This is a genomic window from Achromobacter pestifer (assembly GCF_013267355.1).
In the GTDB taxonomy this organism is placed as follows: domain Bacteria; phylum Pseudomonadota; class Gammaproteobacteria; order Burkholderiales; family Burkholderiaceae_B; genus Achromobacter; species Achromobacter pestifer_A.
Genome location: NZ_CP053985.1, coordinates 3667934 through 3694288 on the forward strand (window position 1 = coordinate 3667934; position 26355 = coordinate 3694288).

The 26355-nt window shown below is 66.8% G+C and carries 18 protein-coding genes and 2 riboswitches; of the genes, 6 read left to right on the forward strand and 12 right to left on the reverse strand.

What is annotated here, in order from left to right; genetic code table 11:
* Positions 1-108 precede the first annotated feature (108 nt).
* The 5 genes from FOC84_RS17600 (at position 109) to gcvP (ending at position 6596) form a co-directional block, all read left to right on the forward strand.
* Positions 109-723, forward strand: a complete 615-nt coding sequence (locus FOC84_RS17600; protein ID WP_173145560.1) for a superoxide dismutase — start codon at positions 109-111, stop codon at positions 721-723.
* A gap of 30 nt (positions 724-753) precedes the next feature.
* On the forward strand, positions 754-1647 hold the full coding sequence (locus FOC84_RS17605; RefSeq protein ID WP_173145561.1) for a ZIP family metal transporter: 894 nt from the start codon (positions 754-756) through the stop codon (positions 1645-1647).
* Positions 1648-1702: 55 nt separating this feature from the next.
* Positions 1703-1798: riboswitch (glycine riboswitch) on the forward strand.
* 35 nt (positions 1799-1833) lie between these two features.
* Positions 1834-1956: riboswitch (glycine riboswitch) on the forward strand.
* Between the two features lie 86 nt (positions 1957-2042).
* Entirely contained in the window at positions 2043-3143 is a 1101-nt protein-coding gene (gene gcvT, locus FOC84_RS17610; protein WP_173145562.1) for a glycine cleavage system aminomethyltransferase GcvT, read from the forward strand.
* Between the two features lie 98 nt (positions 3144-3241).
* Entirely contained in the window at positions 3242-3619 is a 378-nt protein-coding gene (gene gcvH, locus FOC84_RS17615) for a glycine cleavage system protein GcvH (RefSeq protein WP_042795177.1), read from the forward strand.
* Between the two features lie 103 nt (positions 3620-3722).
* Positions 3723-6596 (forward strand): aminomethyl-transferring glycine dehydrogenase, encoded by a 2874-nt coding sequence (gene gcvP / locus FOC84_RS17620; protein WP_173145563.1) that lies wholly within the window; start codon positions 3723-3725, stop codon positions 6594-6596.
* 82 nt (positions 6597-6678) lie between these two features.
* Here the strand turns inward: gcvP and FOC84_RS17625 are convergent, their stop codons facing one another.
* The 10 genes from FOC84_RS17625 to FOC84_RS17670 all read right to left on the reverse strand — a co-directional run bounded on the left by FOC84_RS17625 (position 6679) and on the right by FOC84_RS17670 (position 21961).
* Positions 6679-8643 (reverse strand): DUF945 family protein, encoded by a 1965-nt coding sequence (locus FOC84_RS17625; RefSeq protein ID WP_173145564.1) that lies wholly within the window; start codon positions 8641-8643, stop codon positions 6679-6681.
* A 238-nt stretch (positions 8644-8881) separates the two neighbouring features.
* On the reverse strand, positions 8882-10357 hold the full coding sequence (locus tag FOC84_RS17630) for a M81 family metallopeptidase (RefSeq protein ID WP_173145565.1): 1476 nt from the start codon (positions 10355-10357) through the stop codon (positions 8882-8884).
* 33 nt (positions 10358-10390) lie between these two features.
* A complete protein-coding gene (locus FOC84_RS17635; RefSeq protein ID WP_173145566.1) occupies positions 10391-11800 on the reverse strand; it encodes an amidase in 1410 nt (469 codons plus the stop codon).
* 34 nt (positions 11801-11834) lie between these two features.
* Positions 11835-13526 carry an ABC transporter ATP-binding protein gene (locus tag FOC84_RS17640; RefSeq protein WP_173145567.1) on the reverse strand — a complete coding sequence of 564 codons (1692 nt, stop codon included), beginning with the start codon at positions 13524-13526 and terminating at the stop codon, positions 11835-11837.
* Positions 13527-13531: 5 nt separating this feature from the next.
* Complete coding sequence (locus tag FOC84_RS17645; protein WP_173145568.1) at positions 13532-14437, reverse strand: ABC transporter permease; 906 nt, start codon at positions 14435-14437, stop codon at positions 13532-13534.
* A 270-nt stretch (positions 14438-14707) separates the two neighbouring features.
* Positions 14708-15649, reverse strand: a complete 942-nt coding sequence (locus FOC84_RS17650; RefSeq protein WP_054451986.1) for an ABC transporter permease — start codon at positions 15647-15649, stop codon at positions 14708-14710.
* 24 nt (positions 15650-15673) lie between these two features.
* The gene (locus FOC84_RS17655; RefSeq protein WP_173145569.1) at positions 15674-17239 is read right to left on the reverse strand and encodes an ABC transporter substrate-binding protein; all 1566 of its coding nucleotides are present in this window, start codon (positions 17237-17239) and stop codon (positions 15674-15676) included.
* A gap of 82 nt (positions 17240-17321) precedes the next feature.
* Entirely contained in the window at positions 17322-18830 is a 1509-nt protein-coding gene (locus FOC84_RS17660) for a M81 family metallopeptidase (RefSeq protein ID WP_173145570.1), read from the reverse strand.
* A 217-nt stretch (positions 18831-19047) separates the two neighbouring features.
* Complete coding sequence (locus FOC84_RS17665; RefSeq protein ID WP_173145571.1) at positions 19048-20541, reverse strand: CoA-acylating methylmalonate-semialdehyde dehydrogenase; 1494 nt, start codon at positions 20539-20541, stop codon at positions 19048-19050.
* A 94-nt stretch (positions 20542-20635) separates the two neighbouring features.
* Positions 20636-21961 (reverse strand): aspartate aminotransferase family protein, encoded by a 1326-nt coding sequence (locus FOC84_RS17670; RefSeq protein WP_173145572.1) that lies wholly within the window; start codon positions 21959-21961, stop codon positions 20636-20638.
* A gap of 161 nt (positions 21962-22122) precedes the next feature.
* Here FOC84_RS17670 and FOC84_RS17675 point away from each other — a divergent pair, with 161 nt between their 5' ends.
* Positions 22123-23550, forward strand: a complete 1428-nt coding sequence (locus FOC84_RS17675) for a PLP-dependent aminotransferase family protein (protein ID WP_173145573.1) — start codon at positions 22123-22125, stop codon at positions 23548-23550.
* A gap of 1 nt (position 23551) precedes the next feature.
* Here the strand turns inward: FOC84_RS17675 and FOC84_RS17680 are convergent, their stop codons facing one another.
* Together FOC84_RS17680 and FOC84_RS17685 are read right to left on the reverse strand one after the other, a co-directional pair.
* Positions 23552-24037: a dihydrofolate reductase gene (locus FOC84_RS17680; RefSeq protein ID WP_173145574.1), complete on the reverse strand. Its 486-nt coding sequence runs from the start codon at positions 24035-24037 to the stop codon at positions 23552-23554.
* An 84-nt stretch (positions 24038-24121) separates the two neighbouring features.
* Entirely contained in the window at positions 24122-26185 is a 2064-nt protein-coding gene (locus FOC84_RS17685; RefSeq protein WP_173145575.1) for a putative bifunctional diguanylate cyclase/phosphodiesterase, read from the reverse strand.
* Between the last annotated feature and the right edge of the window lie 170 nt (positions 26186-26355).

Consider the following 26355-nt stretch of genomic DNA (forward strand, 5'->3'; position numbering starts at 1 on the left):
GCAAGAATTGGAAGCTTGCCGTTGTGATATTAAATAAAAATACTTATCATTTATGTTTTCGATATTGATCTAGCCTCGAACAAGGGGGCGGATCTCACGGAGACATGCATGGCTTACACCCTTCCGCCCCTGCCGTACGCCTACGATGCGCTGGAACCCCACATCGACGCGATGACGATGGAGATCCACTACAGCAAGCACCATCAGACCTACGTCAACAGCCTGAACGCCGCGCTGGAAGGCGCGGGCATCGTCACCAATGAGCCGGTCGAGTCCCTGGTGGCGCGGCTGGAGCAGTTGCCCGAAACCGTCCGCGGCGCCGTGCGCAACCATGGCGGTGGCCATGCGAACCACAGCCTGTTCTGGTCGGTCATGTCGCCCGAGGGCGGGGGCGAGCCGGACGGCGCGCTGGCGGCGGCCATCGAAGCCGAGCTGGGCGGGCAAGCCGCATTCCGCGACGCCTTCACCAAGGCCGCGCTGACCCGCTTCGGCAGCGGTTGGGCCTGGCTTTCGGTCACGCCGGCCGGCAAGCTCACGGTGGAAAGCAGCGCCAACCAGGACAGCCCGCTGATGCATGGCAACACGCCCATCCTGGGGCTGGACGTGTGGGAGCACGCCTACTACCTTAAGTACCAGAACCGCAGGCCCGAGTACATCGGCGCCTTTTACAATGTTGTGAACTGGCCTGAAGTGGCGCGCCGTTACGCGGCGACGCAGCGCTGAGCGCATCCCTGGCAAGGAGGGCAGCGGCACATGAATACCTTCAGCCGTCATCGCGTGCGGCCAGCAGCCACCAGCATCAGCGTGTGGACCCTGGCCGTATTGGTGGCCTGCCTGGGCCTGCACCAGCTGTGGGCCTATCTGGACGTGCGCGCGCCGCACGTGGCCGATGCCCTGCTGGGCGGGCTGGTGGCGGCAGCCGCCACGGCGCTGGGCACCCTGCCCATCCTGTTCGCCCGCAGCATTCCGCAAAAAATGCAGGACAGCATGTTCGGCTTCGGGGCCGGCGTCATGCTGGCGGCCAGCGCTTTTTCGCTGGTGGCGCCGGGCATCGCGGCGGGCCGCGACCTGGGCTACGGTCCCTGGGGCGCAGGGCTGACGGTGGGCGCCGCCGTGCTGCTGGGGGCGGCCGTGCTGCTGCTGATGGACCGCACCCTGCCGCACGAGCATTTCATCAAGGGCAGGGAAGGGATCGAGGCGCACCGCCTGCGCCGCACTTGGCTGTTCGTCTTCGCCATCACCCTGCACAACCTGCCCGAGGGCCTGGCCATCGGCGTGGGCTATGCGGGCAACGACGCCATGCGCGGCACCGCGCTGGCTACTGGCATTGCGATCCAGGACGTCCCCGAGGGGCTGGTGGTGGCGGTGGCGCTGCTGGCGGCGGGCTACCAGCGCGCGTTCGCCGTGGCGCTGGGCATGCTGTCCGGCTTGGTCGAGCCGCTGGGCGCGGTGCTGGGCGCCGCGGTGGTGGGTTGGTCCGAGCCGCTCTTGCCCTGGGGCCTGGGTTTCGCCGCGGGCGCCATGCTGTTCGTGATCAGTCACGAGATCATCCCGGAATCGCACCGCAAGGGGCATGAGGTCTACGCGACTTGCGGGCTGATGTTGGGCTTCGTGCTCATGATGCTGCTGGACACGGCGCTGGGTTGAGGCCGCCGCAGGCATTCCCTGGCCGCGGCTTTCGTTGTATGCTTTCGGCGCTGTCACGCATGTTGCGGGAGAGAGCGGCCTGTATGTCCGGCCGCCGCCGAAGGCGCAATTCGCCCAGAATCGCTCAGGTAACCCATACCGCCCATGCTTGCCCCGTCCCGGTTTTCTTACCGCATGGACGCGGCAAAACAGTACTCTGGAGAGACCTGGCGCCGCCCCTGAACTAGGGACATAGCGAGCAGCCCAGGCGCCGAAGGTGCAAACCCGCCACGCGGGGCAACTCTCAGGCAAAAGGACAGAGGGGCGGAAGATTCAGCCGTTGTGCCAGCGCAGTCCGCTTGGCGCCACCGGCATTCCGTAACCCTGGCAACACTGCCGTCCCGGAGTTTCCGCGCATGTCCGCAACCCTCAAACGCACCCCGCTGGCCGAAGAACACGTCGCCTCTGGCGCCCGCATGGTCGACTTCGGCGGCTGGGACATGCCGCTGGCCTACGGTTCGCAGCTGGAAGAGCACCATGTCGTGCGCCAGGACGCCGGCATGTTCGACGTGTCGCACATGCTGAACGTCGACGTCGCCGGCCCGGACGCTTTTGCGTTCCTGCAACGCCTGGTCGCCAACGACGTGTCCAAGCTGACCGTGCCCGGCAAGGCGCTGTACAGCTGCATGCTGAATCCGCAGGGCGGCGTGATCGACGATCTGATCATCTATTTCTTCGCCGCCGACGAATGGCGCGTGGTGGTCAACGCCGGCACGGCCGACAAGGACGTCGCCTGGATGCAGCGCGTCAAGCAGGCCGGCCAGTTCGACGTCGCCATCACCCCGCGCCGCGACCTGGCCATGGTGGCGGTGCAGGGGCCGAACGCCCGCGCCAAGGTCTGGGCCGCGCGCCCGGCCTGGCAGGCCGCCAGCGAACCGCTGACCCCTTTCGTGGCCGCCCGCGTGGGCGACGACACCCTGGTGGCCCGCACCGGCTACACCGGTGAAGACGGTTTTGAAATCGTGCTGCCCGCCGCCGAGGTGGTGCAGCTGTGGCGCGATCTGGTTGCCCAAGGCGTGCGCCCTTGCGGCCTGGGCGCGCGCGACACGCTGCGCCTGGAAGCCGGCATGAACCTCTACGGCCAGGACATGGACGAGCTGACCCAGCCCGACCAGGCCGGCCTGACCTGGACCGTGTCCCTGAAGAACGCCGAGCGCCGTTTCATCGGCCGCGACGCCCTGGAACAATTCGCCACCCCGGCCAGCTTTATCGGCCTGAAGCTGCAAGAGCGCGGCGTCATGCGCGCGCACATGGCCGTGCGCACCAAGGATGGCATGGGCGAGCTCACCAGCGGCACCATGTCGCCCACGCTGGGCGTGTCGATCGGCTTCGCCCGCCTGCCGCAAGGCGTCAAGCCGGGCGACACGGTCGAAGTCGACATCCGCGGCAAATGGGTGCCCGCCCTGGCCTGCAAATTGCCGTTCGTGCGTAACGGCAAAGCGGTCGAACACTCGTAAACTCGAAGCTTCGCGCGAGCCGCCGGCCCCTGGGGCGATGGCCGCCCGCGCGAGGCGCGCAACACCATTCATCTACCCGCATTCCCTCAGGAGTTCCCATGAGTCTGCCCACCGATCGCAAGTACACCGAGTCCCATGAATGGGTCAAAGCCGAAGGCGACGTGTTCGTCGTCGGCATCACCGATACCGCCCAGGACCAATTGGGCGACCTGGTCTTCGTCGGCGACGTGAAGGTCGGCGCCAAGCTGAACGCCGGTGAGACCGCTGGCGTGGTCGAGTCGGTCAAGGCCGCTTCCGACATCTACGCGCCCGTGGCCGGCGAGATCGTCGCGTTCAACGAAGAACTGGAAAACAACCCCAACCTGATCAACGAATCGGCTTTCACCGCCTGGATCTTCAAGATCAAGCCGGTCAATGCCGCCGACGCCGACAAGCTGCTCGACGCCGCCGGCTACGAAGCCGTCGCCAACGGCTAAGCCGCTGGTCCGGACCGGGCGCGCAAGCACTAGCTCCGCGCCCGATCCGCAAGATGCAATACCGTCCGTCCTCCGACGACACCCGCTATCCCGAGACCTCTCCATGTCGCGCGCCCTAGACACCCATACCGACTTCATCCCCCGCCACATCGGCCCTTCCGACGCCGACCAGGCCGCCATGCTCGCCGTCATCGGCAGCGCCAGCCTGGACGCCCTGCTCGAGGAAGTCGTGCCGCCCAAGATCCGCAGCCAGGCCCCGCTGGCGCTGCCCGCCTCGCGCAGCGAAACCGACGTGCTGGCCGAACTGAAGCAGATCGCCGGCCGCAACAAGGTCTACCGCAACTACATCGGCCAGGGGTACTACGGCACGCAGACGCCCAACGTGGTGTTGCGCAACATTCTTGAGAATCCCGCCTGGTACACGGCCTACACGCCTTACCAGCCCGAGATCTCCCAGGGCCGCCTCGAAGCCCTGCTGAACTACCAGACCATGGTCGCCGACCTGACCGGGCTGGACATCTCCAACGCCTCGCTGCTGGATGAAAGCACCGCCGCCGCCGAAGCCATGACGCTGGCGCGCCGCAGCGCCAAGTCGAAGAGCCCGGTGTTCTTCATTTCGCGCCACGTGCATCCCCAGACCATCGAAGTCGTGCGCACGCGCGCCGAAGGCCTGGACATCGAGATCGCCATCGGCGACGAGGCCGAGGGCCTGCCGGAGTGCTTCGGCGTGCTGCTGCAGTATCCGCACAGCACCGGCTCGGTGGCCGACTACCGCAAGCTGGCCGAGGCCGCGCACGCGCAAGGCGCCATCGTGGCCGTCGCGACCGACCTGCTGGCGCTGGCCCTGCTGGCCGCGCCCGGCGAATGGGGCGCGGACATCGCCATCGGTTCGGCCCAGCGCTTCGGCGTGCCGTTCGGTTTCGGCGGCCCGCATGCCGGCTTCATGGCCTGCAAGGACGCCTTCAAGCGCAACATGGCCGGCCGCCTGGTCGGCGTGTCCAAGGACGCGCAGGGCAATCCGGCGATGCGCCTGGCGCTGCAGACGCGCGAACAGCACATCCGCCGCGAGAAAGCCACTTCCAACATCTGCACCGCGCAAGTGCTGCTGGCCGTGATGGCCGGCATGTACGCCGTGTGGCACGGCCCGGCCGGCATCCGCCGCATCGCCGAGCGCGTGCAGCGCAGCACCGCCATCCTGCGTGCCGAGCTGGTCAAGCTGGGCGTGAAGGTCGCCAACGACACCTTCTTCGATACGCTGCTGCTGGAAACCGGCGCGGCCACCCCGGCCATCCTGACCGCGGCCGATTGCGCGCACATCAACCTGCGCCGCGTCGACGGCGCCCGCCTGGCGGTTTCGCTGGACGAGACCGTCACCGTCGCTGACCTGCAGGCGCTGGTCAACGTCTTCGCCGCCGGCCTGGAGCGCGACGACGTCGAACTCGACATCGACGCGCTGGACGCGGCCGCCGCCAGCGGCATTCCCGCCGGCGTGGCGCGCGAAAGCGCGATCCTGACGCATCCGGTGTTCTCCAGCGTGCAGTCTGAAACCGACATGCTGCGCTACCTGCGCAAGCTGGCCGACAAGGACCTGGCGCTGGACCGCACCATGATCCCGCTGGGTTCGTGCACCATGAAGCTCAACGCCACCGCCGAGATGATCCCCATCACCTGGCCCGAGTTCGCGCTGATCCACCCGTTCGCACCGGCTTCGCAAAGCCAGGGCTACAACGAACTGATCGACCGCCTGTCGGCGGCGCTGTGCGAGATCACCGGCTACGACAACATCAGCCTGCAGCCCAACTCGGGCGCGCAGGGCGAGTACGCCGGCCTGTTGGCCATCCGCGGCTACCACCAGGCCAACGGCCAGCATCAGCGCAACATCTGCCTGATCCCGTCGTCCGCGCACGGCACCAACCCGGCCTCGGCGCAACTGGCCGGCATGGACGTGGTGGTGGTGGCTTCCGATTCCAACGGCAACGTCGATCTGGCCGATCTGCGCGCCAAGATCGAGCAGGTCGGCGACAAGCTGGCCGCGCTGATGATCACGTATCCGTCCACCCACGGCGTGTTCGAGGAAGCTGTCACCGAGATCTGCGATCTGGTGCACCAGGCCGGCGGCCAGGTCTACCTGGACGGCGCCAACATGAATGCGATGGTGGGCGTGGCCCAGCCGGGCAAGTTCGGTTCGGACGTGTCCCACCTGAACCTGCACAAGACCTTCTGCATCCCGCACGGCGGCGGCGGTCCCGGCGTGGGTCCGGTGGCGGTGCGCGCGCACCTGGCGCCTTACCTGCCTGGCGTGGTGAACGAACAGGGCAAGCTGCCTGGCGACGCCAAGGTCGGTCCGGTCTCGGCCGCGCCGTTCGGCTCGGCAGGCATCCTGCCGATCCCGTTCGTGTACATCTCGCTGATGGGCGCCGACGGCCTGCGCCGCGCCACCGAAGTCGCCATCCTGAACGCCAACTACATCGCCACCCGCCTGCGCGACCACTATCCGGTCCTGTACGCGGGCCGCAATGGCCGCGTGGCGCACGAGTGCATTCTCGATGTGCGTCCGCTCAAGGAAACCAGCGGCATCAGCGCCGAAGACATCGCCAAGCGCCTGATGGACTACGGCTTCCATGCGCCCACCATGAGCTTCCCGGTGGCCGGCACGCTGATGGTCGAGCCGACCGAATCGGAAGGCGTCGCCGAACTGGATCGTTTCATCGACGCGATGATCTCGATCCGCGAGGAAATCGCCCAAGTCGAGCGCGGCGAGCGCGATGCCGAGGACAACGTCCTGAAGAACGCGCCGCACACCGCGCAGATGCTGCTGGCCGAGGAATGGCTGCACGACTATCCGCGCCAGCAGGCCGCCTATCCGGTGGCTTCGTTGCGCGACGCCAAGTACTGGCCGCCGGTTGCCCGCGTGGACAACGCCTACGGTGACCGCAACCTGGTGTGCGCCTGCCTGCCGATCGAAGCCTACGCATAAGCGCAGTCGGCGCGGCCCGGCGGCAAAAAAAATCCCCCATCCGAAAAGATGGGGGATTTTTTCGTCTTGCTTCGGCCGAGGCTTACTTCGCCGGCGCGGCCTTGCTGGCCACGGAGAAGTCTTCGGCGATGCTGAAGAACGTGTTCAGCATGATCTGCAGGTTTTCCTTGCCGATGCCGCCTTCCGAGTTCATGTCCATCTGCAGCACGGCCCGGTTCTTGTCGTCCAGGTAGGCGCGCGTCCAGCGGTATTCCTGGTTCCAGGCATTGATGGCCTTGAGCGAGACCGGCTTCTTGCTGCTGTAGGTCGCGGTCACGACCAGGTCATGGCACTTCTCGGTGAAGTCGTTGCACAGGAAGTCGACGCGCAGCTCGCTGGCGCCCGTGTCGCGGGGATCCAGGATCAGGACGGGACCCTCGTCGCCATCCTGCTTGCGGGGGTTGTAGACCATGTCGTCCAGCATGGTCGTCACGGTGTCCAGGTCGAAGTCCTGCATGTAGCCGGCCGCGGACGCGGTGTCGGAGGCTGCGGCCAGTTCCGTGCCTTCGGCCGGTTCGCCTTCCTCTTCCATGCCGTCCATGTCGTCGTCCATGCCGGTCGCGCCCAGCAGGCCCGCGAACAGTTCGTCGGCGGGGATCTTCTGGCCGTTCAGGTCGCCCATGCCATCGGCGAAGTGGAACTTGCCGATGATGTTGTCGCCGTCGTTCTTGCCGACGTTGAGCATTTCAGCCATGCCGGACATCGAGCGCATCTGGTCGTCGGCTTCCTCGGCAGCTTTTTCCGCGGTCAAGCCTTGCTTCTTGACGGCGTACTGCACGATCAGGTCGCGCACCATGGGCTTGGAGATAACCAGGGTCGCATCGATCTGCTTGATGGCCTTGACCATGATCTCCTGTGGCGTCAGATCCTTGACGTTGGGCGGATTGGTCAGGTCCAGGGCGAAGGTCAGCTTGCTTTCGCCCTTGTCGGTCTTCCAGCTGATCGGGTCGATGCTGAACGTGGGGTTGCCGTTGAGCAGCTTGCCGGCATTTTCCAGCACGGCGTCGAACTGTTCGTCCTTCAGGCCTTCGTCGCTGGCGCCCAGCATGTACTGGCGCACGATCTGGTTGTAGGTGTCCGACAGCTGCTTGATGGCGGCGCCGTCCAGCTTGGCGAGCTTGATCACAGCCTGGCCGTTGCCCAGGGCCACGTCGTTGAACGTGATGTTGCCGGTCTGGTAGGTGGCTTCGACGTTGACGTTCTTGTCGTCTTCGGCCAGCTTGACGCCATAGCCCAGGTTGTCCAGCGAGACCTTGACGTCGTCACCGGGGCGGGTGACGTCGATGCGCTTGAGCTTGACGCTGGAGTCGCCAATGGACAGGCCGAACTTGCCCATGCGGCTGTTGACGTCCATCGTCAGGCCGGACACCAACATCTTGATGGGGTCGTCCGATTTTTCGCCATCCACCGACAGCGTTTCCATCAGGGCGTGCGCCGTGACGGCTTGCTGCGCGCGGTCGAAGGTGCCGTTGATCGCCATGCCGCTGAAGTTGACGGCGTTGCCTTCGTGCGTGATCTGCACGGGGGCGATATTGGCGGTCGAGGTGGCGAAGCCGCCGAAATTGATGATCGTGTCCGCGCTCAGGGGCACCACGCCCTTGGTCAGCTCGAACAGTTCCTTGATGTTGTCGGTCTTGGCGAGCTCGGCGTGCGTGAACGCCAGCTTGGGCGCGATGGCGCCGCGCGCCAGGGCGCTCTTGGGGAAGGGACCGTGTTCGATGGATGCGTCGAACTCGATCATGCCTTTGGGCAGGTCTTCGGCGATCTTGTCGCCCTTGACCAGCGACACGCCATAACGCGCCTGCGTCGAGAACAGGCCGCGCTCGTACTTCAGCTGATCGATGCGCAGACCGAACAGAGGCGTGATCTTGGCCAGTTTTTCGTTGGCTTCCGCCAGATGGCGCTGCGAGCTTTCCTCGATGCGCTTGCCGGTGTACCACGTGGCCCCGACCCAGCTTCCCGCTCCCACTATGACCACGCCCAGGGTGATCGCTACGCTCTTTTTCATCGTTCTGCTTGTATCGTTGATTATCGAGTCATATCCGGTGACACGCGGCTGCTTCTGGCCGCCGGACCCTGTTATTGGCGTCCGCCATCGGAATACACGTATTCATCGGCTTGTAAGGCCCGCGGCGAGTATACCGAGGCCGATGGTCATGTGACCACGCCCACCGTTACAGAAGATTTCAAAATGAAAGCCGGCGCGTTCGCGCCGGCTTTTCAGGACTAAATACCGCGACCGGAGATTACATCGGGTCCAGGGGATAGATCGGACGGCGCACGTGCTTGAATTCAAGCTGGCCGTAGTCCGAGGTGGTAACCCCCACGCCGGTGCATTCGATGACCTGTGTCGCCATGTCGGAGAAGCCCGCGCGCCAGTGGACTCGGCTCTTGAGCACGACGTAGCGCTTTTGCAGCGGATCGATGCCGGCCGACAGCAGGCAATTGATGTCGAAGGGCTCCTGGTGGCGGGACACCACCACGATTTCCACGCGGCCCGTGTCGATCACGACCGTCAGGCCGGTGTCGTTGCGCACGCCACGGTACATCGGTCCGCGGTTCAGATAGACGCCGTCGAACACCAGTTTGACGCGGCCGGTAACTTCCAGCGGTTCGCTGGGCTCCTTGATGGCGGGCATGGCCATCTTGCCGCCAAGCTTGATCGTGATGGTCTGCCCCACGCCCGCGGCCGCCGCCTGCTGTGCCGCCTCCGGGTCGCAGATGGCGTAGAAAACCACGTTCTCCAGTTCCTGGCGCAGCACCTCGGCCAGCACGGCGGTGGTGTCCATGGTGCCGCCGGAACCGGTGTTGTCGTAGTGGTCCAGCAGCACGACCGGGCCTTGTTCGATGGCCTTGGCGCGCGCGATGGTGGGAGCCAGCGGTTCCGGCTGGAACACCCAGTCGGCGCGGTCGCTCCAGGCGCGATCCAGCAGTTCATCGCGGTGGCGCTGCGCCTCGGCCAGATTGCCGTCGGTACAGACCACGGCGCTCAGGCCGGCTTCGCGGATGTCGGCGTGCGGGAATCCCACGAAGACCGAGGCGGCCAGCACGCCGCCGGCTTCCAGTTCCTTGCAGCGTTCCTGCAGCGGCTTGTTGGGCGCGGCATGGGTGCCCTGGCACATGATGTGCGGCAGCATGGGCTTGTTGGCCCAGGACATGACGGGCTTGATCTCGCCCTTCAGGGTGCGCGCGATCACGTTCGCGGCGCGCAGGCCCGCGGCGCGGATGTCCACGTGCGGATAGGTGTGGAAGCCGCTGATGACCGTGGCGTTCTTGACGATGTCGTCATAGACGTTGGCATGCATGTCCAGCGTCACCGCCACGGGCGTATGCGGATCGATCTCGCGCAGGCGGCGCAGCAGGTCGCCTTCGGCATCCTCCACGCCCTCGGCGACCATGGCGCCGTGCAGGTCCAGCAGGATGGCGTCGTAGCCGCCGCGCTGGACCTCGTCCAGGACCAGCTTGCACAGCCGTTCGTGGGTTTCGGCGCTGGCGGGGCCGCTGGGCCAGGACTCGGCCGCCACGGGCACGACGATTTCGGCGCCTTCGCGGCGCGCCACTTCGATATAGCCGCCCAGGCCGCTGTCGGTGTTCTCGTAGGCCTTGATGGCGCGTTCGCCGGCCAGGACCTCGGGATTGCCGCGGAAGAAGCGTTCAAGCGGAGTGGGCACGGGCGAAAACGTATTCGTCTCGTGCTTGATCATTGCCAAAAGCCAACGCATGGGAATTCCTGTGGGTTTGCTGTTGAGGATGGTTCAGGCGGCCTGGGGAGGCTGGGGCCAGGGGTGTTGCTCGGGCCGCATGGTTTCCCAGGCGCGCGCGATGCGCAGCACGCCCAGGTCGTCGAAGCGCGCGCCGGCGATCTGCAGGCCGATCGGCAGGCCCGCCTTGGTGTAGCCGCAATTGACGGATGCCGCGGGCTGCTCGCTCATGTTGTAGGGGAGCGTGTAGCCGATGTGGTGCATGGTGGTCGCGACTTCGTTGGTCGGCGACGGCCATTCGGCGTTGTAGGCGACCACCGGGGCCACGGGCGAGAGCACGTAGTCGTAGGGCGCGCAGGCCGCGACCGTCTTGGCGCGCACGTTCATGGTTTCGTAGTAGCTGCGGAACACGGCTTCGCCCGATTGGCCTCCGCCGCTTTCCGCCCAGGTGCGGATGAAGGGCAGGATCTTGTCGCGGCGCTCTTGCGGCAGGGCCGCCAGGTCGATGGCCGAGCGGGTGCGCCAGAAGCGGTCCACGCCCTCCAGCATGGCGGGCGTCATCCAGGGCCGCATCGGCGTCACGATGGCGCCGGCGGCCTCGAAGGCGCGGGCCGCGGCTTCCACCGCAGCGCGGATCTCAGGGTCCAGGGGCAGGCCGCAGCCCGCGTCCATCAGCAGGCCGATGCGCACGCCGCGCAGGTCGAGTTCCAGGTCCAGCCAGTCGAAGTCCTGGTAGGGCAGGCTCATGTGGTCGCGCGCGTCGGGCTGCGACAGCACGCCCATCATGAGCGCCGAGTCGGCGACGGTGCGCGTCATGGGGCCGGCGCAGCGGCCCATGAACGGCGGATCGATGGGAATGCGGCCCAGGCTGGGCTTGAGCGTGGCGATGCCGCACCAGGCCGCCGGCAGGCGCACGGAGCCGCCGATGTCGGTGCCGATGTGCAGCGGGCCGTAGCCGGCCGCCGCCGCGGCGCCCGCGCCGGCGCTGGAGCCGCCGGGGTTCTTGGACAGGTCCCAGGGGTTGCGGGTCAGTTCGTGAAAGCTGGACAGGCCCGAGGACAGCATGCCGAAGTCGGGCATGGTGGTCTTGCCCAGCAGCACGGCGCCGGCTTCGCGCATGCGGGCGGCCGGCGGCGCGTCGGCGGCGGCGGGCTTCAGTTCCGTGGCTGCCGTGCCCAGCGGCACCGGCACGCCGCGCGTGGCGATGTTTTCCTTGATGGTGGCGGGCACGCCGTCCAGCGTGTGGCCTCCGGTTGCCAGCGGTTCACCCTTCATCCAGCGGGCTTCGGAGGCGCGGGCCTGCGCCAGCGCGCCGTCCGGATCCAGGGCGTAGGTGGCCTTGAGCTGCGGTTCCCAGCGCGCGATGTGATCCAGCACCGAACGGGTGACCTCGACGGGCGACAGCGTCTTGTCGCGGTAGGCCTGGAGCAGCTCCACGGCGGACAGTTCATGCGGTTGCGGCATTTCGGTTCCAGTGTGTGTACAGGCGGCGCGCGCCTCAGGGCGCGGCGGCGTGGCCCAGGCCGGCGGCGACCGGCCGGAAGTTGCGGAAGTCCCAGTCGCGTCCGGGGGCGGCGTCGATCAGGGCCCGCGTGTATTCGTGGCGCGGTTCGGTCAGCACGGTTTCGGCGGAGCCGGTCTCGACGACCTTGCCGCGCTGCATCACCATGATGGTGTCGCAGATCTGCGCGGCAACGCGCAAGTCGTGGGTGATGAACAGCACGCCCACGCCGGTGCGCTGGCGCACCTGCTCCAGCAGTTCCAGTACCTGGGCCTGTACCGACACGTCCAGGGCGGACACGGCCTCGTCGGCCACCAGGATCTCCGGGTCCATGACCAGGGCGCGCGCGATGCAGATGCGCTGGCGCTGGCCGCCGGAGAACTGGTGCGGGTAGCGGCGCATCGCGTCCGGGCTCAGGCCCACCACGCTCAGCGTTTCGCCGGCGCGCTTCAATGCCTGCTCGCGGGCCACGCCGAAGTTCAGCAGGCCCTCGATGATGGATTCGCCGACGGTGCGGCGCGGATTCAGCGAACGGTACGGATCCTGGAACACGATCTGTATGCGACGGCGCACGGGGCGCAGCGCCGAGCCGGACAGGGTGCTGAGGTCTTCGCCGCCCATCATCATGTGGCCCGCGGTGGGTTCGATCAGGCGCACGATGCAGCGCGCCACGGTGGACTTGCCCGAACCGGATTCGCCCACGATGCCCAGGATTTCACCCTTGCGCAGCGTCAGGTTGACGTCGGTGGCCGCGATCACGCTGCGCGCCGTCTGGCGCGAGAACAGCGAACTCTTGGTTCCATAGGTGCGGCCCAGTCCCTTGACGTGCAGCACCGGCATGCCGGAGGGCGCTTCGCGGCGCGAGGGCACCAGGCTGGGCACGGACGACACCAGGCGGCGCGTGTAGGACTGCTTGGGTTCGGCCAGGATCTCGTTGCGCGTGCCGCTTTCGATCAGGTCGCCGCGGTTCATCACCACGATGCGGTCGGAGATCTCGGCCACCACGCCGAAGTCGTGCGTGATGAACAGCACGGCGGTCTGGTGCTTTACCTGCAGCTCCTTGATGAGCGCCAGGATCTGCTTCTGCGTGGTGACGTCCAGCGCCGTGGTCGGTTCGTCCGCGATCAGCAGCTTGGGTTCCAGGATCAGCGCCATCGCGATGACGATGCGCTGGCGCTGGCCGCCCGACAATTGGTGGGGATAGGCCTCGAAGATGCGCTCGACGTCGGGCAGGTGCACGGACTGGAACATGTCCAGCACCTTGGCGCGGCGTTCCGCTGCCGACATCTGCTTGCGGTGCAGGCGCAGCACTTCGTCGACCTGCTTGCCCACGGTATGCACGGGGTTCAGCGCGGTCATGGGCTCTTGGAACACCATGGCCATGCGGGTGGCGCGCATCTCGCGCAGGCGGCGCTGCGTCGCGCTGACCACGTCTTCGCCTTCCACGCGGATGGAGCCGGCGCTGACGCCCAGCACGCCGGGAGGCAGCAGGCCCATGACGGCCAGCGAGGTGACGGACTTGCCCGAGCCGGACTCGCCGACCACGCATACCGTTTCGCCGGCGTGCACGTCCAGGCTCAGGTTGCGCACGACGCGGTTGCCCGCGCCGGCAACTTCCACCGAGAGGTTGCGGATGGCCAGGATGGCGGACGAGGTGTCGCCCGCGGGGGGAGTGGGAGAGTAGGTCATCGGCATCAGATCCTGCGCACCATTTTCGGGTCCAGCGCGTCGCGCAGGGCGTCGCCCAGGATGTTCACGCTGAGCACGGTCAGCGACAGGAACAGGCCGGGGAACAGGATCAGCCCGGGCAGCATGCGGAAGTACATGCGTCCTTCGGACATGATGTTGCCCCAGGAGGCGATCTCGGGCGGGATGCCCGCGCCCAGGAAGCTCAGGATGGCCTCGGTGAGCATGGCGGACGCGAACACGTAGGTGCCCTGCACCGTCAGCGGCGCGATCGTGCTGGGCACCATGTGGCGCCACAGCAGCAGCGGCAGCGGCGTGCCCAGGGCCAGCGCCGCCTCGACGTAGGGTTCGCCGCGCACGGTCAGGATCTGGCCGCGCACCAGCCGCACCACCCGCGGGATTTCGGGGATGGTGATGGCCACCAGCACGGTCGTGATGCTGGCGCCCGTGACGGACACCAGGGCGATCGCCAGCAGGATGCCGGGAATCGCCATGATGGCGTCCATGGTGCGCATGATCAGCCCGTCCAGCGAGCGGAACCAGCCGGCGATCACGCCGATGACCAGCCCGATGGCCACGCTGACGACCGCCGCGCCCAGGCCCGCGATCAGCGAGATGCGGGCGCCATAGGCCACGCGCGACCAGACGTCGCGGCCGAAGGCGTCGGTGCCCAGCAGGTAGTCGGAGAAGGGCGGTTTGAGGCGCGAGCCGGGGTTGAGCAGGGTGGGGTCGACGGTGCCCAGCAGCGGCGCGAACAGCGCGATGGCGACGATCGCCACCAGCACCACCAGCGCCAGCATCACGGGCCAGCTTTTGAGTCCCAGGCGGATCTGGCGCCAGGCGGTGGCCTGGGGCGTGCCGCCTCCAGGGAGATCGGCGGCCGCTTGCGCGGCGGCATCGGTAGGCGTTTGCATGGTTAGGGCCTGTTCACACTACATGGAGCCTTGCACAGGCCAGCTATCGGGCGTCTGGCTAGGCGCGGGCGCCGCCGCGTGGCTGTGCCACGCAAGGTGACTGCAACGACGCCAGACGCCCGATAGCTGGCCTGCCCGCAGGGTGAGTACCCAAAAGAGCACCTCTCTGCGTTGCGAATGCTCGCCGTGGTCCCGCCACGTCTGCGCTTCGCGCCTTGATAGGCGCTCTTTTGGGTACTCATGCAAGGCTCCATGTAGTGTGAACAGGCCCTAGTACCTGATCCGCGGGTCGAACACCGTGTAGGCGCAATCGACAACTAGATTGATGAACACGTAGACGAACGCGAAGAAGAGCGTCAGGCCCTGGATGACCGGGTAGTCGCGCGCCAGCACGGCTTCCACCACCAGCCGGCCCAGGCCGGGGATGTTGAACACCGATTCGGTCACGACCACGCCGCTGATCAGCAGCGCGATGCCCAGGCCCACTACCGTGGCGATGGGCACGGCGGCATTGCGCAGGGCGTGGCCCAGCAGCACGCCGGTTTCACCCAGGCCCTTGGAGCGCGCCGTGCGGATGAAGTCCTCGCCCATGACCTCGATGACGCTGGTGCGCGTGATGCGCGCAATCAGCGCCACGTAGACCGTGGACAAGGCCAGCGACGGCAGGATGAGGCGGTGCAGGTAAGGCCAGAAGCCCTTGGCCAGCGGCGCGTAGCCCTGCACGTTGAACCAGCCCAGCTTGATGGCGAAGAGCCAGATCAGTAGGTACCCCGTGACGAAGACGGGCACCGAGAAGCCCAGCACCGAGAACCCCATCACGGCGCGGTCCAGCAGCTTGCCTTGCCGCCACGCGGCCAGCACGCCCAGCGGAATGGCGACGAGCAGGGTGAACACCAGGGTCAGCACCGCCAGGCTCAGCGAAGGCTCCAGCCGCTGCCCGATGAGCTTGGTGACCGGCACGCCCGACATGAGCGAAGTGCCCAGGTCGCCTTGCAGGAGCTTGCCGCCCCAGATGAAGAACTGTTTGATGACCGGTTGGTCCAGGCCCATCGTCTGGCGTATCTGGACGATACGCTCGGGCGTGGCGCCGTCGCCCGCCATGATGATGGCCGGGTCTCCCGGGCTGAAACGCAATATCGCGAAGACCACCACCGCGACCATCACCAGAACGGGGATGGTCGCGAGGAGCCGGCGTGAGACAAATGCCAGCATGTATTTCCCCCTAACTGCAGCCCGTCAAGGGGCTTTCTTGACGTTCCAGAACGCGAACACCGGCGCATGCACCAGGCCCGAGAGCTTGGTCGAGTAGACGGTGGGCACGGACATCTGGCCCAGCGGCACGTACAGGCCTTCATCGATGCCGATGCGCTGCACTTCCTCGGCGATCTTCTTCTGTTCCGCGGGGTCGGAGGTCAGCGCCATCTTGGTGCGCAGTTCTTCGATTTGCGGGAAGTCGGGCCAGCCGAACCAGGCGTTGTCGCCGTTGGCCGCGGCCGGGGCGGAGCGGACCGGGTCCATCACGTCGGTGGCGTACCAGTTGGTGTTGTGGATGTTCCAGCCGCCTTCCGCCGGCGCGGCCTTCGAGGCGCGGCGCGTGGCCACGCTCTGCCAGTCCATCGCGGCCAGGTTGACGTTGAAGCCGGCCTTGCGCAGCGCCTGGGCCATCACCACCGGCTGGGCCGACAGGGTGCCGACATCGGTCGCGTGCATGACCAGGATGGGCGTGTTGTCGTAGCCCGCTTCCTTCAGCAGCGCCTTGGCCTTCTCGATGTTGGACGGCACCACCATGTCCTTGCCGATGTCGCTTTCCAGCGGCGTGCCGCAGCCCCACAGCGAGGCGCAGGTCTTCCAGTACTTCGGATTGCCGACCAGCGCCTTCATCACGTCTTCCTGGCCGATGGCGTACATCGCGGCCTGGCGCACCTTCTTGTTGTTGAAGGGCGGGTACTTGAAGTTGAAGCGGTACATCGTGAAGTAGCCGACCGGGCTGAGCGACTCTTCCTTCAGGTCCTTGTTGCCTTCGATCATCGGCAGCAGGTCATAGGGGAACTGCTCAACGAAGTCGATCTCGCCGCCCAGCAAGGCGTTGGCGGTGGTCAGCGCATCCGGCATGACGTCCCATTCGACCTTGTCGATGTTGACGACCTTGCCGCCGGCCAGGCCGCTCGCGGGCTCCTTGCGCGGCACGTAGTCGGCGTTCTTGGCGTAGACAGTCTTCACGCCCGGCTTGAATTCGACGATCTTGAACGGACCCGAGCCGGTCATGTCGGTGATGGGCTGGCCGATGGCCTGTTCGGCGATGCGCTTGGGCATCATGAACGGCGCGGTGCCGGTGGGCTTGGACAGGGCGCGCAACGCCAGGTCCGTGGGTTCCTTCATGACGATGCGGAAGCTCTTGTCGTCGATGACTTCGATCTTGTCGGTGAACTTCAGCAGTGTGCGGCCCATGCCGTCGCCGGCGGCCCAGCGCTTGATCGAGGCGACGCAGTCCTCGGAGGTCACCGGCTTGCCGTCATGCCACTTCTGGCCGTCGCGCAAGGTCATGGTGTAGGTCTTGCCGTCGGGCGAGACTTCCCACTTTTCCAGCATCTGCGGCTGGATCTTGTTGTCGGCATCGGTGGCCAGCAGGGTGTCATAAATCATGTAGCCGTGCCACGTCGTGATGTACGCGGTGGTGGCATGCGGGTCGGTCAGGCGCAGAGGCGAGTGCATCACCGACTTGATGACGGTCTCGGCGTAGGCGCCGTGAGCCATCATCATGGTGGCGCCGGCCAGCGCGGCCGCTCGGACGTACTTCAGCATGAATGTTCCCCTTGATGCGTAGTGAGCGGCGCCATCGCGCCGCTGCGTCGTTGGTCCGCCGCGCGGGGGCGGCGTGCGAGCTTCAGGCGGTAGCAGGCCTGCCGGAAAAGACAGGTCCGCAAGGCGCCATTCTGATGCCGGGACGCAACCGTGTCCATGGTTGTTTTGCCGCATCCATCAGCATGGAACCCGGGGCCGCGCACACCAGGATCTTCTCCGCAATGTCGGTGAAATCCGCGCGGAAGTGCGCGGAGCTCTTGACCACCAGGATCGCCGCGCGTTGCGGTTCCACGCCGGCAAAGCGGAACATCTCCTGGTCGGCCATCTGCACCTTGTTGGACGCCACGATGATGCGCACGCCGCCTATGCGCAGACAGGCGCTGGGCCCCAGGTCCATATGGAAGCCGCGATAGAAGGCGCCGTGCGTATCGAAGCGTCCATCCGAGGTTTTCTCGACGATGAACTCGCTGTCCAGCGGTTCATCGTCGGGAATACCCGAGTGTCCACCCAATGCAATCCGGACCTTGTTTCCGGCGCCCGCGCGATGAGCAGCCAGCGCGGCCGCGGGATCGACGATCAGGCCGATGGCGGTATCGCGGGCATCGTGCCGGATCAGCGCGCGCAGCACGCCGGTGGTGTCCGAGCTGCCGCCGGCGCCGGGATTGTCCTGTGCGTCGGCGATGACCACGGGCTTGTTGGCGTCGTGCGCCAGGCGCATGGCCTCCTGCACGGCTTCATCCGGGGTGTAGAGCCTGCCGCCGAAGTCGCGTTCCGCGTTGAGCACGGCGCGCGCCATTTCGTCGGCGGCGTCGTCGGCTTCGGCCTGGGTTGCGCCGTAGGCCCACACCGTGGGGGCGCACTCGGGGAAGTCGGCCGCGGGAAAACCCGTGGCGAACGACAGGCTGAGCGCGCCGCGTGTTTCGATGTCACCCACCAACTGGTACAGGCTGCGCGAGGGCTCGATATCGGTGGATTGCCAGCACAGCGAAATCAGGTAGGGCAGCGCACGCAGGGCGACGCAGGGCCTGGGCATGCCGGCCAGCCGCGAGGACAGCAGTTCGGCTGCGCGCTGCCCGGTTTCCGCCATGTCGATGTGAGGATAGGTGCGGTAGCAGACCAGCGCGTCGGCGTGGCGCACCATGGCGCGGGTGACGTTGGCGTGCAGGTCCAGGCTGGCCACGACGGGCACGTCCGGCCCCACCAGCTCGCGCACGCGACGCAGCAGTTCGCCTTCGCCGTCATCCAGGTGTTCCGTGACCATGGCGCCATGCAAATCCAGATAGACGCCGTCCAGCGGCAGCGCCAGCGACAGCCCCTGCAGGATCATTGCGCTGATGCGTTCGAACGCATCCTTGGTGACCGGCCCCGAGGGGCTGGCCGCCGCCCAGGTAGTGGGCAGCAAGGTGTGCCTTCCCATGGCTTCAATAAAGCCCGCTACCGGTATGTTGGCGCCCGCCACCGCCTGGAACATCGCGGACCCGCTGACCAGCTTGGGCCAGCCGCCGCCCTTCTCGGCAAAGTCCTCCCACGCCGCGCGCGAAGGCGCGAACGTATTGGTTTCATGCTGAAAGCCGCCTATCCCGATGCGCATCAGGATCCCCCTTGTCGTTTTGATATGAGGAAGGCGCGGCTAGGCCGCGCCCATTTCAGTTTCTACAGTGGCACTGCCACACCACCCGCGACTTACAAAACAGGCACAACACCACAATCCGGCAAAACCTTCCCAAGCGGGGTCGCGCGGAGCCGGCTTTGCCGGTCCGCAGCGACGCCCCCTTGAGGGGGAAGCGCGCAGCGCTTCGGGGGTGGGCTCATCCAGCCACGGGCATCGTGAATTCCGCGCCCTTGGCGATGCTGTCGGGCCAGCGCTGCATCACGCTCTTGTAGCGCGAATAGAAGCGGATGCCTTCTTCGCCGTAGGCGTGGTGGTCGCCGAACAGCGAACGCTTCCAGCCGCCGAAGGAGTGCCAGGCCATGGGCACCGGGATGGGCACGTTGATGCCGACCATGCCGACCTTGATCTGGCGCGCGAAGGTGCGCGCCACGCCGCCGTCGGACGTGAAGCAGGCCACGCCGTTGCCGAATTCATGGGCGTTGATCAGTTCCACCGCCGAGGCGAAGTCCGGCACGCGCACCACGCACAGCACCGGTCCGAAGATTTCTTCGCGATAGATGTTCATGGCGGGTTTTACGTTGTCGAACAGCGTGCCGCCCAGGAAGAAGCCCTTTTCGTTGCCGGGCACCTTCAGGCCGCGGCCGTCGACCACCATATCGGCGCCGGAAGCAATGCCGTCCTCGATATAGCCCATGACCTTGCTGCGATGCTGGGCGGTCACCAGCGGACCCATTTCGGCGTCCGGCTGCATGCCGTCCTTGACCACCAGCGCCTTCACGCGCGGGGCCAGGCGCTCGACCACTTTGTCGGCCACGTCGCCCACCGCCACGGCCACCGAGATGGCCATGCAGCGTTCGCCGGCCGAGCCATAGGCCGCGCCCATCAAGGCGTCGGTGACCTGGTCCAGGTCGGCGTCGGGCATGATCACCATGTGGTTCTTGGCGCCGCCCAGCGCCTGCACGCGCTTGCCGCGGCGGGTGCCTTCGGCATAGATGTATTCGGCGATGGGCGTCGAGCCGACGAAGGACAGGGCCTCGACGTCCGGATGCGCGATCAGCGCGTCCACCGCCTGCTTGTCGCCGTGGACGACGTTGAACACGCCCTCGGGCAGGCCGGCTTCGGCCAGCAGCTCGGCCAGGCGCAGCGAGGCCGACGGGTCGCGCTCGGAAGGCTTGAGCACGAAGGTGTTGCCGCAGGCGATGGCCACCGGGAACATCCAGCACGGCACCATCATGGGGAAGTTGAACGGTGTGATGCCGGCCACCACGCCCAGGGCCTGGCGCATGCTCCAGTTGTCGATGCCGCCGCCGATCTGGTCGGAGTATTGGCCCTTCATCAGCTGCGGAATGCCGCAGGCGAATTCGACGATTTCGATCCCGCGCGTGACTTCGCCCTTGGCGTCGGAGAAGACCTTGCCGTGTTCGCGCGTGATCAGCTCGGCCAGTTCATCCTGATGCTTGTCCAGCAGCGCCTTGAAGTTGAACAGGATGCGCGCGCGCTTGAGCGCGGGCGTTTCGGACCAGGCCGGAAAGGCAGCTCGGGCGGCGGCGACGGCCAGCGCCACTTCTTCGTTGGACGCCAGCGGAATGGAGGAAGTGACTTCGCCGGTGGCGGGGTTGAAGCCGTCGGCGTAGCGGTTGCTGCGGCCGTCGTAGTGCTGGCCGTTGATGAAATGCGGGATCTTCTTCATGGGGGGAACGCTCGAATCTGGGGCGTTGAAAAATGCCGGAGGGCGGCCAGAGGCCGCCCAGGCGAAAAGCCGCCCCTCGCGGGGCGGCGCACAATCAGGCGATTTCCTTCAGTACCTTGCCGATCTGTTCGAAGATCTGGCCGATCTGCGCGTCGTCGATGATGAGCGGGGGCGAGATCGCGATGATATCGCCGGTGTAGCGCACCATCAGGCCGCTGTCGAAGCACTTCTGGAACACTTCGGCGGCGCGCGCGCCGGGGGCGCCCGCGCGCGGCGCCAGCTCGATGCCGCAGACCAGGCCCAGGTTGCGCACGTCGATGACGTGCGGCGCATCCTTCAGGCCGTGGGCGGCTTCCTGGAAGGCGCCGGACAGCTTGCGGGCGCGGCCGAACAAGTCGTCGCGGCGGTAGATGTCCAGGGTGGCCAGGATGGCGGCGGCGGCGAGCGGGTGCGCCGAGTAGGTGTAGCCGTGGAAGAACTCGATGCCGCCGGCAGGGCCGTTGACGATGGCGTCATGCACTTCGCGCTTGACCGCGACGGCGCCGGCCGGCACGGCGGCGTTGCTCACGCCCTTGGCCATGGCGATGATGTCCGGCGTGACGCCGAAGAACTCGGATGCCGTGGCGGCGCCCAGACGGCCATAGGCGGTGATGACTTCGTCGAAAATCAGCAGGATGCCGTGCTTGGAGGTGATTTCGCGCAGCTTTTCCAGATAGCCCTTGGGCGGGATCAGCACGCCGGTCGAGCCCGCCATGGGTTCGACGATGACCGCGGCGATGGTGGACGGATCGTGCAGGGCAACGATGCGCTCCAGTTCGTCGGCCAGGTGCGCGCCCCAGGCCGGCTGGCCCTTGGAATAGGCGTTCTGCTCGATGTTGTGGGTGTGCGGCAGATGGTCCACGGCGGGCAGCAGCGCGCCGGAGAAGGTCTTGCGGTTGGTCGAGATGCCGCCGACCGAGATGCCGCCGAAGCCCACGCCGTGGTAGCCGCGTTCGCGGCCGATCAGGCGCGTGCGCTGGCCTTCGCCGCGGGCGCGGTGATAGGCCAGGGCGATCTTCAGGCAGGTATCGACGGATTCGGAACCCGAGTTCGTGAAGAAGACCCGGTCCAGGCCCTGCGGCATCATGCCGGCGACGGCGGTTGCGGCTTCGAAGGCCAGCGGGTGGCCCAGCTGGAAGCCCGGCGCGTAGTCCAGGATGCCCGCCTGGCGGGAGATCGCGGCGACGATTTCCTCGCGGCCGTGGCCGGCGTTGACGCACCACAGGCCGGCGGTGCCGTCCAGGATCTGGCGGCCATCGGTCGAGGTGTAGTACATGCCCTTGGCGGTCGCCAGCATGCGCGGGTGGGCCTTGAACTGCTTGTTGGCAGTGAAGGGCATCCAGAGGTGGGACAGGTCGGGCAGTTTTTCGGGGGCGTTCATGGCGGCTCCAGGGGACGGACAAGCGCTGGACTTGGGCGACGGTTGTGCAGCCAGCGGGATTGAAATGATTCTGGTGCGTCCGCAGGGGAATGAAAATATACGATCTGCGCAAATGCGGCTAACTGTATAGTTATAAGCGACACAACTGTACAGTTAATGCCGTGATCGATTTCCAGCCCAACCGCGCCCGTGGCCGCGGACAGGCGCCGACCCTGGTCGAGCAGCTGGTCGCCGCCATCCTGCGCGCCATCGAAGAACAGACCTTGCGTCCGGGTATGTCCCTACCCTCGGTGCGCGAGTTCGCGCGCCTGTACGAGGTCAGCACCTTCACGGTGGCCAGCGCGTACAGCCGGCTGGTATCGCTGGGCTGGCTGGCGGCGCGGCCGGGCGCGGGCTATCGGGTCGCGACGCCGGACGCTCCCGCGCGCCCGAGCCAGCCGCCGTCCTGGGAGCCGCCGCGCCTGAACGCCGGCTGGCTGCTGTCGGATATCTTCGCGGACCATTCCATCCCCATCAAATCGGGCTGCGGCTGGTTGCCGGGCGAATGGCTGAACGAAGAGGGGCTGCACATGGCCCTGCGCCACATGGGGCGGGTGCCGGCCATGCGCATCGCGAACTACGGGCATCCCTACGGCTATGCGCCGCTGCGCGAGACCATCGCGGCCAGCCTGAGCGCGCAGGGCATGGAGGTCGAGGCCTCGCAGGTCGTGCTGACCCAGGGCGTGACGCACGGGCTGGACATGGTGATACGCACCTTGCTGAGGCCGGGCGACACGGTGGTGGTGGAGCAGCCCGCCTATGCCAACCTGCTGCAGATGCTGCGCCTGGCGGGCCTGCGCGCGGTGCCCGTGCCCCGCACGCCGGACGGGCTGGACTGCGAGGCGCTGGAAGCGGCGGTGGCTCGCCACCGGCCGCGGGCCCTGGTCGTCAACACCGCCTTGCAGAATCCTTCGGGCGCCAGCATCAGCATGGCCAACGCCTTCCGCATCCTGCAGGCGGCCGAGCGGCACGGGTTGTGGGTGGTGGAAGACGATATCTCGCGCGAACTGGCGCCCGGCGTGACGCCCATGCTGGCCGCCCTGGACGGGGCGCGGCGCGTGGTCTACCTGGGCGGGTACTCCAAGGTCATCAGCCCGTCGGTGCGGGTGGGCTATGTGGTGGCGCACCGCGATCTGGCGCGTGACATCGCGCGCACCAAGATGGCGGTGGGCCTGACCTCGCCGGAGATCATGGAGCGCATCGTGCACCAGGTTATCCGCGAGGGCCGCTACCGCGCCCACATCGCCCGTACCCGCGAGCGCCTGGCAGAGGCTCATGCGGGCGTGGCCGAGCTGATGGCGCAGCATGGTTTCGAGATCTATGGGAGGCCGCAAGGCGGCCTGTTCCTGTGGGCCAAGGTGGCCGGACAGTGGCGCGAGCGCGGCGCCAACGGCCTGGCGGAACTGGCATTGAAGGACGGCATCTGGCTGGCGCCAGGCTCCTACTTCGAGGCGGACGAGGCCGATACGCCCTGGGTGCGCTTCAACGTGGCCTACTCGGAGGCGCCCGCCCTCTGGCGCTTCATGCGCAATGCGGGGGCGGCGGCTTGAGTCACTGCCGCTCGTAAGTCACGAAATCGTATTCGTAGCCGTTTTCGGCCGGCTGGGCTTCGCGCGCCGTTTCCTTCCATTGGAAGGCGGGCAGCAGCGGGAAGAAGGCGTCGCCTTCGACCTCGGCGCGGACTTCGGTGGCCAGCACGCGCTGGGCCAGCGGCAGGGCCTGCGCGTAGATCTGCGCGCCGCCGATCACGTAGGCCGCGTCGATGTCGCCGCAGGCCTGGATTGCCGCTGCAAGCGACGGCACCACGATGGCGCCCGCGGCGCCGAAATCGGGGTTGCGGCTGATCACGATGTTGCTGCGGCCGGGCAGCGGCCGTCCCAGCGAGTCCCAGGTCTTGCGGCCCATGATGATGGGGTGGCCCAGGGTGCTGCGCTTGAAATGCGCCAGATCGCCCGGCAGCTTCCAGGGCAGGGCGTTGTCGCGGCCGATGACGCGATTGGTGGAATAGGCGACGATGAGGGTAAGGCTGGCGGGCATGCGGGGTCGGGACGGTAGGGGTTCGGCCGGCTGGCTACGGCAAGCGTAGCAAATTTGCGCGGCGGCCTGCGCCGCGCCGGGTGCTCAGTCGACCGCGTGTGCCAGGAATTCGGTGGCGGGCATGGGTTTGCCCAGCAGGAAGCCCTGCAGCGAATCGCAGCCCAGGCCGGTCAGGAACTTCTGCTGCGCAGGTGTTTCCACGCCCTCGGCGACGATGCGCAGGTTGAGTTGCTGCGCCAGCGCGACGATGGCCGACACGATGGCTGCATCCTCGTTGTCGTTTTCCAGCTGATTGACGAAGCCGCGGTCGATCTTCAACTCGGTGGCCGGCAGCCGCTTGAGATAGAGCAGGCTGGAATAGCCGGTGCCGAAGTCGTCGATCGAAATCGTCACGCCCAGATTGGACAGGCGCTTGAGCACCGCCAGGCTGGCCTCGGCGTCGCGCATGGCGGTGGATTCGGTCACTTCCAGGGTCAGGCAGGCGGGCGGCACGCCATGGCGCTCCAGGGCCGAGCGCACCGTTTCCACCAGGCTGGCGTGGGCGAACTGCAGGGCAGAAATGTTGACGGCAACGGTCCAGTGGCCCTGGCCGGCGTTGATCCATTCGCGCATCTGGCGGCAGGCCTCGTTGATCACCCATTCGCCGATGGACAGGATCAGGCCGGTCTTTTCCGCCGTGGGGATGAACTGGTCCGGGCCGACCAGGCCGCGCGTCGGATGGTTCCAGCGCAGCAGGGCCTCGGCGCCGATGATGGGGCCGGCGGGCGCTTCGTACTTGGGTTGGTAATGCAGGACGAGCTGGTTGCGTTCCTGCGCCAGGCGCAGGTCGTGCAGCAGTTCGATCTGCTCGTGCGCGTCCGCGTTCATGGACGGCTCGAAGAAGCTGTAGCCGGTGCCGCCCAGGCGTTTGGCGTGATACATCGCCGCGTCGGCGTTGGTCAGCAGGGCGTGGGTATCCTGGCCGTCGTTGGGATAGATGGCGATGCCCACGCTGGAGGTCACCATCACTTCATGCCCATAGACCGTGACGGGGCGGGCGATGGCGTCGATCAGGCGGTCGGCCACGTTGGCCGCGTCGGTGGGCTCGATCACTTCGCTCAATACGATGAACTCGTCCCCGCCCAGGCGCGCCACGGTGTCCTGGGTGCGCAGGGTTTGGCGGATGCGCTGTGCAAGGTCGATCAGCAGGGCGTCGCCGGTGTGGTGTCCGTAGGCGTCGTTGACCGCCTTGAAGCCGTCCAGGTCGAAGAACAGCACGGCGAAGTAACCCTTGCGCCGGGTGGCGCTTTCGATCGCCTGCTCCAGCCGGTCTTCCAGCAGGATGCGGTTGGGCAGTTTGGTCAGGGTGTCGTGCAGCGCCAGCTGTACCAGTTCTTCATTGGCTTCGGCCAGCGAGGATGCCAGTGCCGAGGTGCGGGCCTCCAGCCGGTTGTCCAGCACCGCGACCAGCAGGGCGATGGCCAGCACGCTCAGGGTCACCGCGGTGACGGCGATGGCCAGCCAGCCGGCAGAGATGCCGCTGTTGGCCGCCATGCAGATGCTGCCCGCGGGGAACCCGGCGGCGGCCATGCCGGTGTAGTGCATGCCGACGATGGCGATGCCCATGATCACTGCCGCCAGCGGCCGCGACCAGGCCACGCGGGGCCCGCCATGGCGCAGGCGGTAGGTGATCCACAGCGCCGCGCCGGACGCGGCCACGGCAATCACGATGGATAGCGCGAACCACTTGGCGTCGTAGACGATGCCGGGTTCCATGAGCATGGCAGCCATGCCAAGGTAGTGCATCGCCGCGATGCCGGCTCCCATGAGCAGGGCGCCGATCACCAGGCGCCGCCGCGGCAGTTCGTCCTTGCTCACGGTCCACAGGGCGAAGGCGGAGCAGCCGATGGCGATGACCAGCGACAAGACGGTCAGGGGCAGGTCGTAGCCCATGGCGATGGGCAGGCTGAAGGCCAGCATGCCGACGAAATGCATGGACCAGATGCCCACGCCCATCGCGAAAGCGCCGCCCGCCAGCCAGTAGCGCGCGCTGGGCAAGCCGTTCGAGGCCCTGACGCGGTTGGCCATGCCCAACGCCGTGTACGACGCCAGGATGGCGACTCCTAGGGATACGAGGACGAGCGAAGGGTTATAAGTTCCGACGAGCATTTGTGGGGTCCTGTCCTTGGCGCATGCTGCCGCCGCGCGGGCTTCATATCAAATCAATTGGTAGTCTATGGTTGCATGTCGGTCGCAAGACAGAATTCCGCGGTCGACGCTGGTGACGCTCGTGCTCTCTTTTTCGGGAAGGGGGGCGGCAGAGCAACGCCGGCGGACGG

Bases quoted from the DNA above. Each gene is read 5' to 3' on its own strand.
- FOC84_RS17600 (WP_173145560.1), top strand. From the start codon at position 109: ATGGCTTACACCCTTCCGCCCCTGCCGTACGCCTACGATGCGCTGGAA.
- FOC84_RS17605 (WP_173145561.1), top strand. From the start codon at position 754: ATGAATACCTTCAGCCGTCATCGCGTGCGGCCAGCAGCCACCAGCATC.
- gcvT (WP_173145562.1), top strand. From the start codon at position 2,043: ATGTCCGCAACCCTCAAACGCACCCCGCTGGCCGAAGAACACGTCGCC.
- gcvH (WP_042795177.1), top strand. From the start codon at position 3,242: ATGAGTCTGCCCACCGATCGCAAGTACACCGAGTCCCATGAATGGGTC.
- gcvP (WP_173145563.1), top strand. From the start codon at position 3,723: ATGTCGCGCGCCCTAGACACCCATACCGACTTCATCCCCCGCCACATC.
- FOC84_RS17625 (WP_173145564.1), bottom strand. From the start codon at position 8,643: ATGAAAAAGAGCGTAGCGATCACCCTGGGCGTGGTCATAGTGGGAGCG.
- FOC84_RS17630 (WP_173145565.1), bottom strand. From the start codon at position 10,357: ATGCGTTGGCTTTTGGCAATGATCAAGCACGAGACGAATACGTTTTCG.
- FOC84_RS17635 (WP_173145566.1), bottom strand. From the start codon at position 11,800: ATGCCGCAACCGCATGAACTGTCCGCCGTGGAGCTGCTCCAGGCCTAC.
- FOC84_RS17640 (WP_173145567.1), bottom strand. From the start codon at position 13,526: ATGACCTACTCTCCCACTCCCCCCGCGGGCGACACCTCGTCCGCCATC.
- FOC84_RS17645 (WP_173145568.1), bottom strand. From the start codon at position 14,437: ATGCAAACGCCTACCGATGCCGCCGCGCAAGCGGCCGCCGATCTCCCT.
- FOC84_RS17650 (WP_054451986.1), bottom strand. From the start codon at position 15,649: ATGCTGGCATTTGTCTCACGCCGGCTCCTCGCGACCATCCCCGTTCTG.
- FOC84_RS17655 (WP_173145569.1), bottom strand. From the start codon at position 17,239: ATGCTGAAGTACGTCCGAGCGGCCGCGCTGGCCGGCGCCACCATGATG.
- FOC84_RS17660 (WP_173145570.1), bottom strand. From the start codon at position 18,830: ATGCGCATCGGGATAGGCGGCTTTCAGCATGAAACCAATACGTTCGCG.
- FOC84_RS17665 (WP_173145571.1), bottom strand. From the start codon at position 20,541: ATGAAGAAGATCCCGCATTTCATCAACGGCCAGCACTACGACGGCCGC.
- FOC84_RS17670 (WP_173145572.1), bottom strand. From the start codon at position 21,961: ATGAACGCCCCCGAAAAACTGCCCGACCTGTCCCACCTCTGGATGCCC.
- FOC84_RS17680 (WP_173145574.1), bottom strand. From the start codon at position 24,037: ATGCCCGCCAGCCTTACCCTCATCGTCGCCTATTCCACCAATCGCGTC.
- FOC84_RS17685 (WP_173145575.1), bottom strand. From the start codon at position 26,185: ATGCTCGTCGGAACTTATAACCCTTCGCTCGTCCTCGTATCCCTAGGA.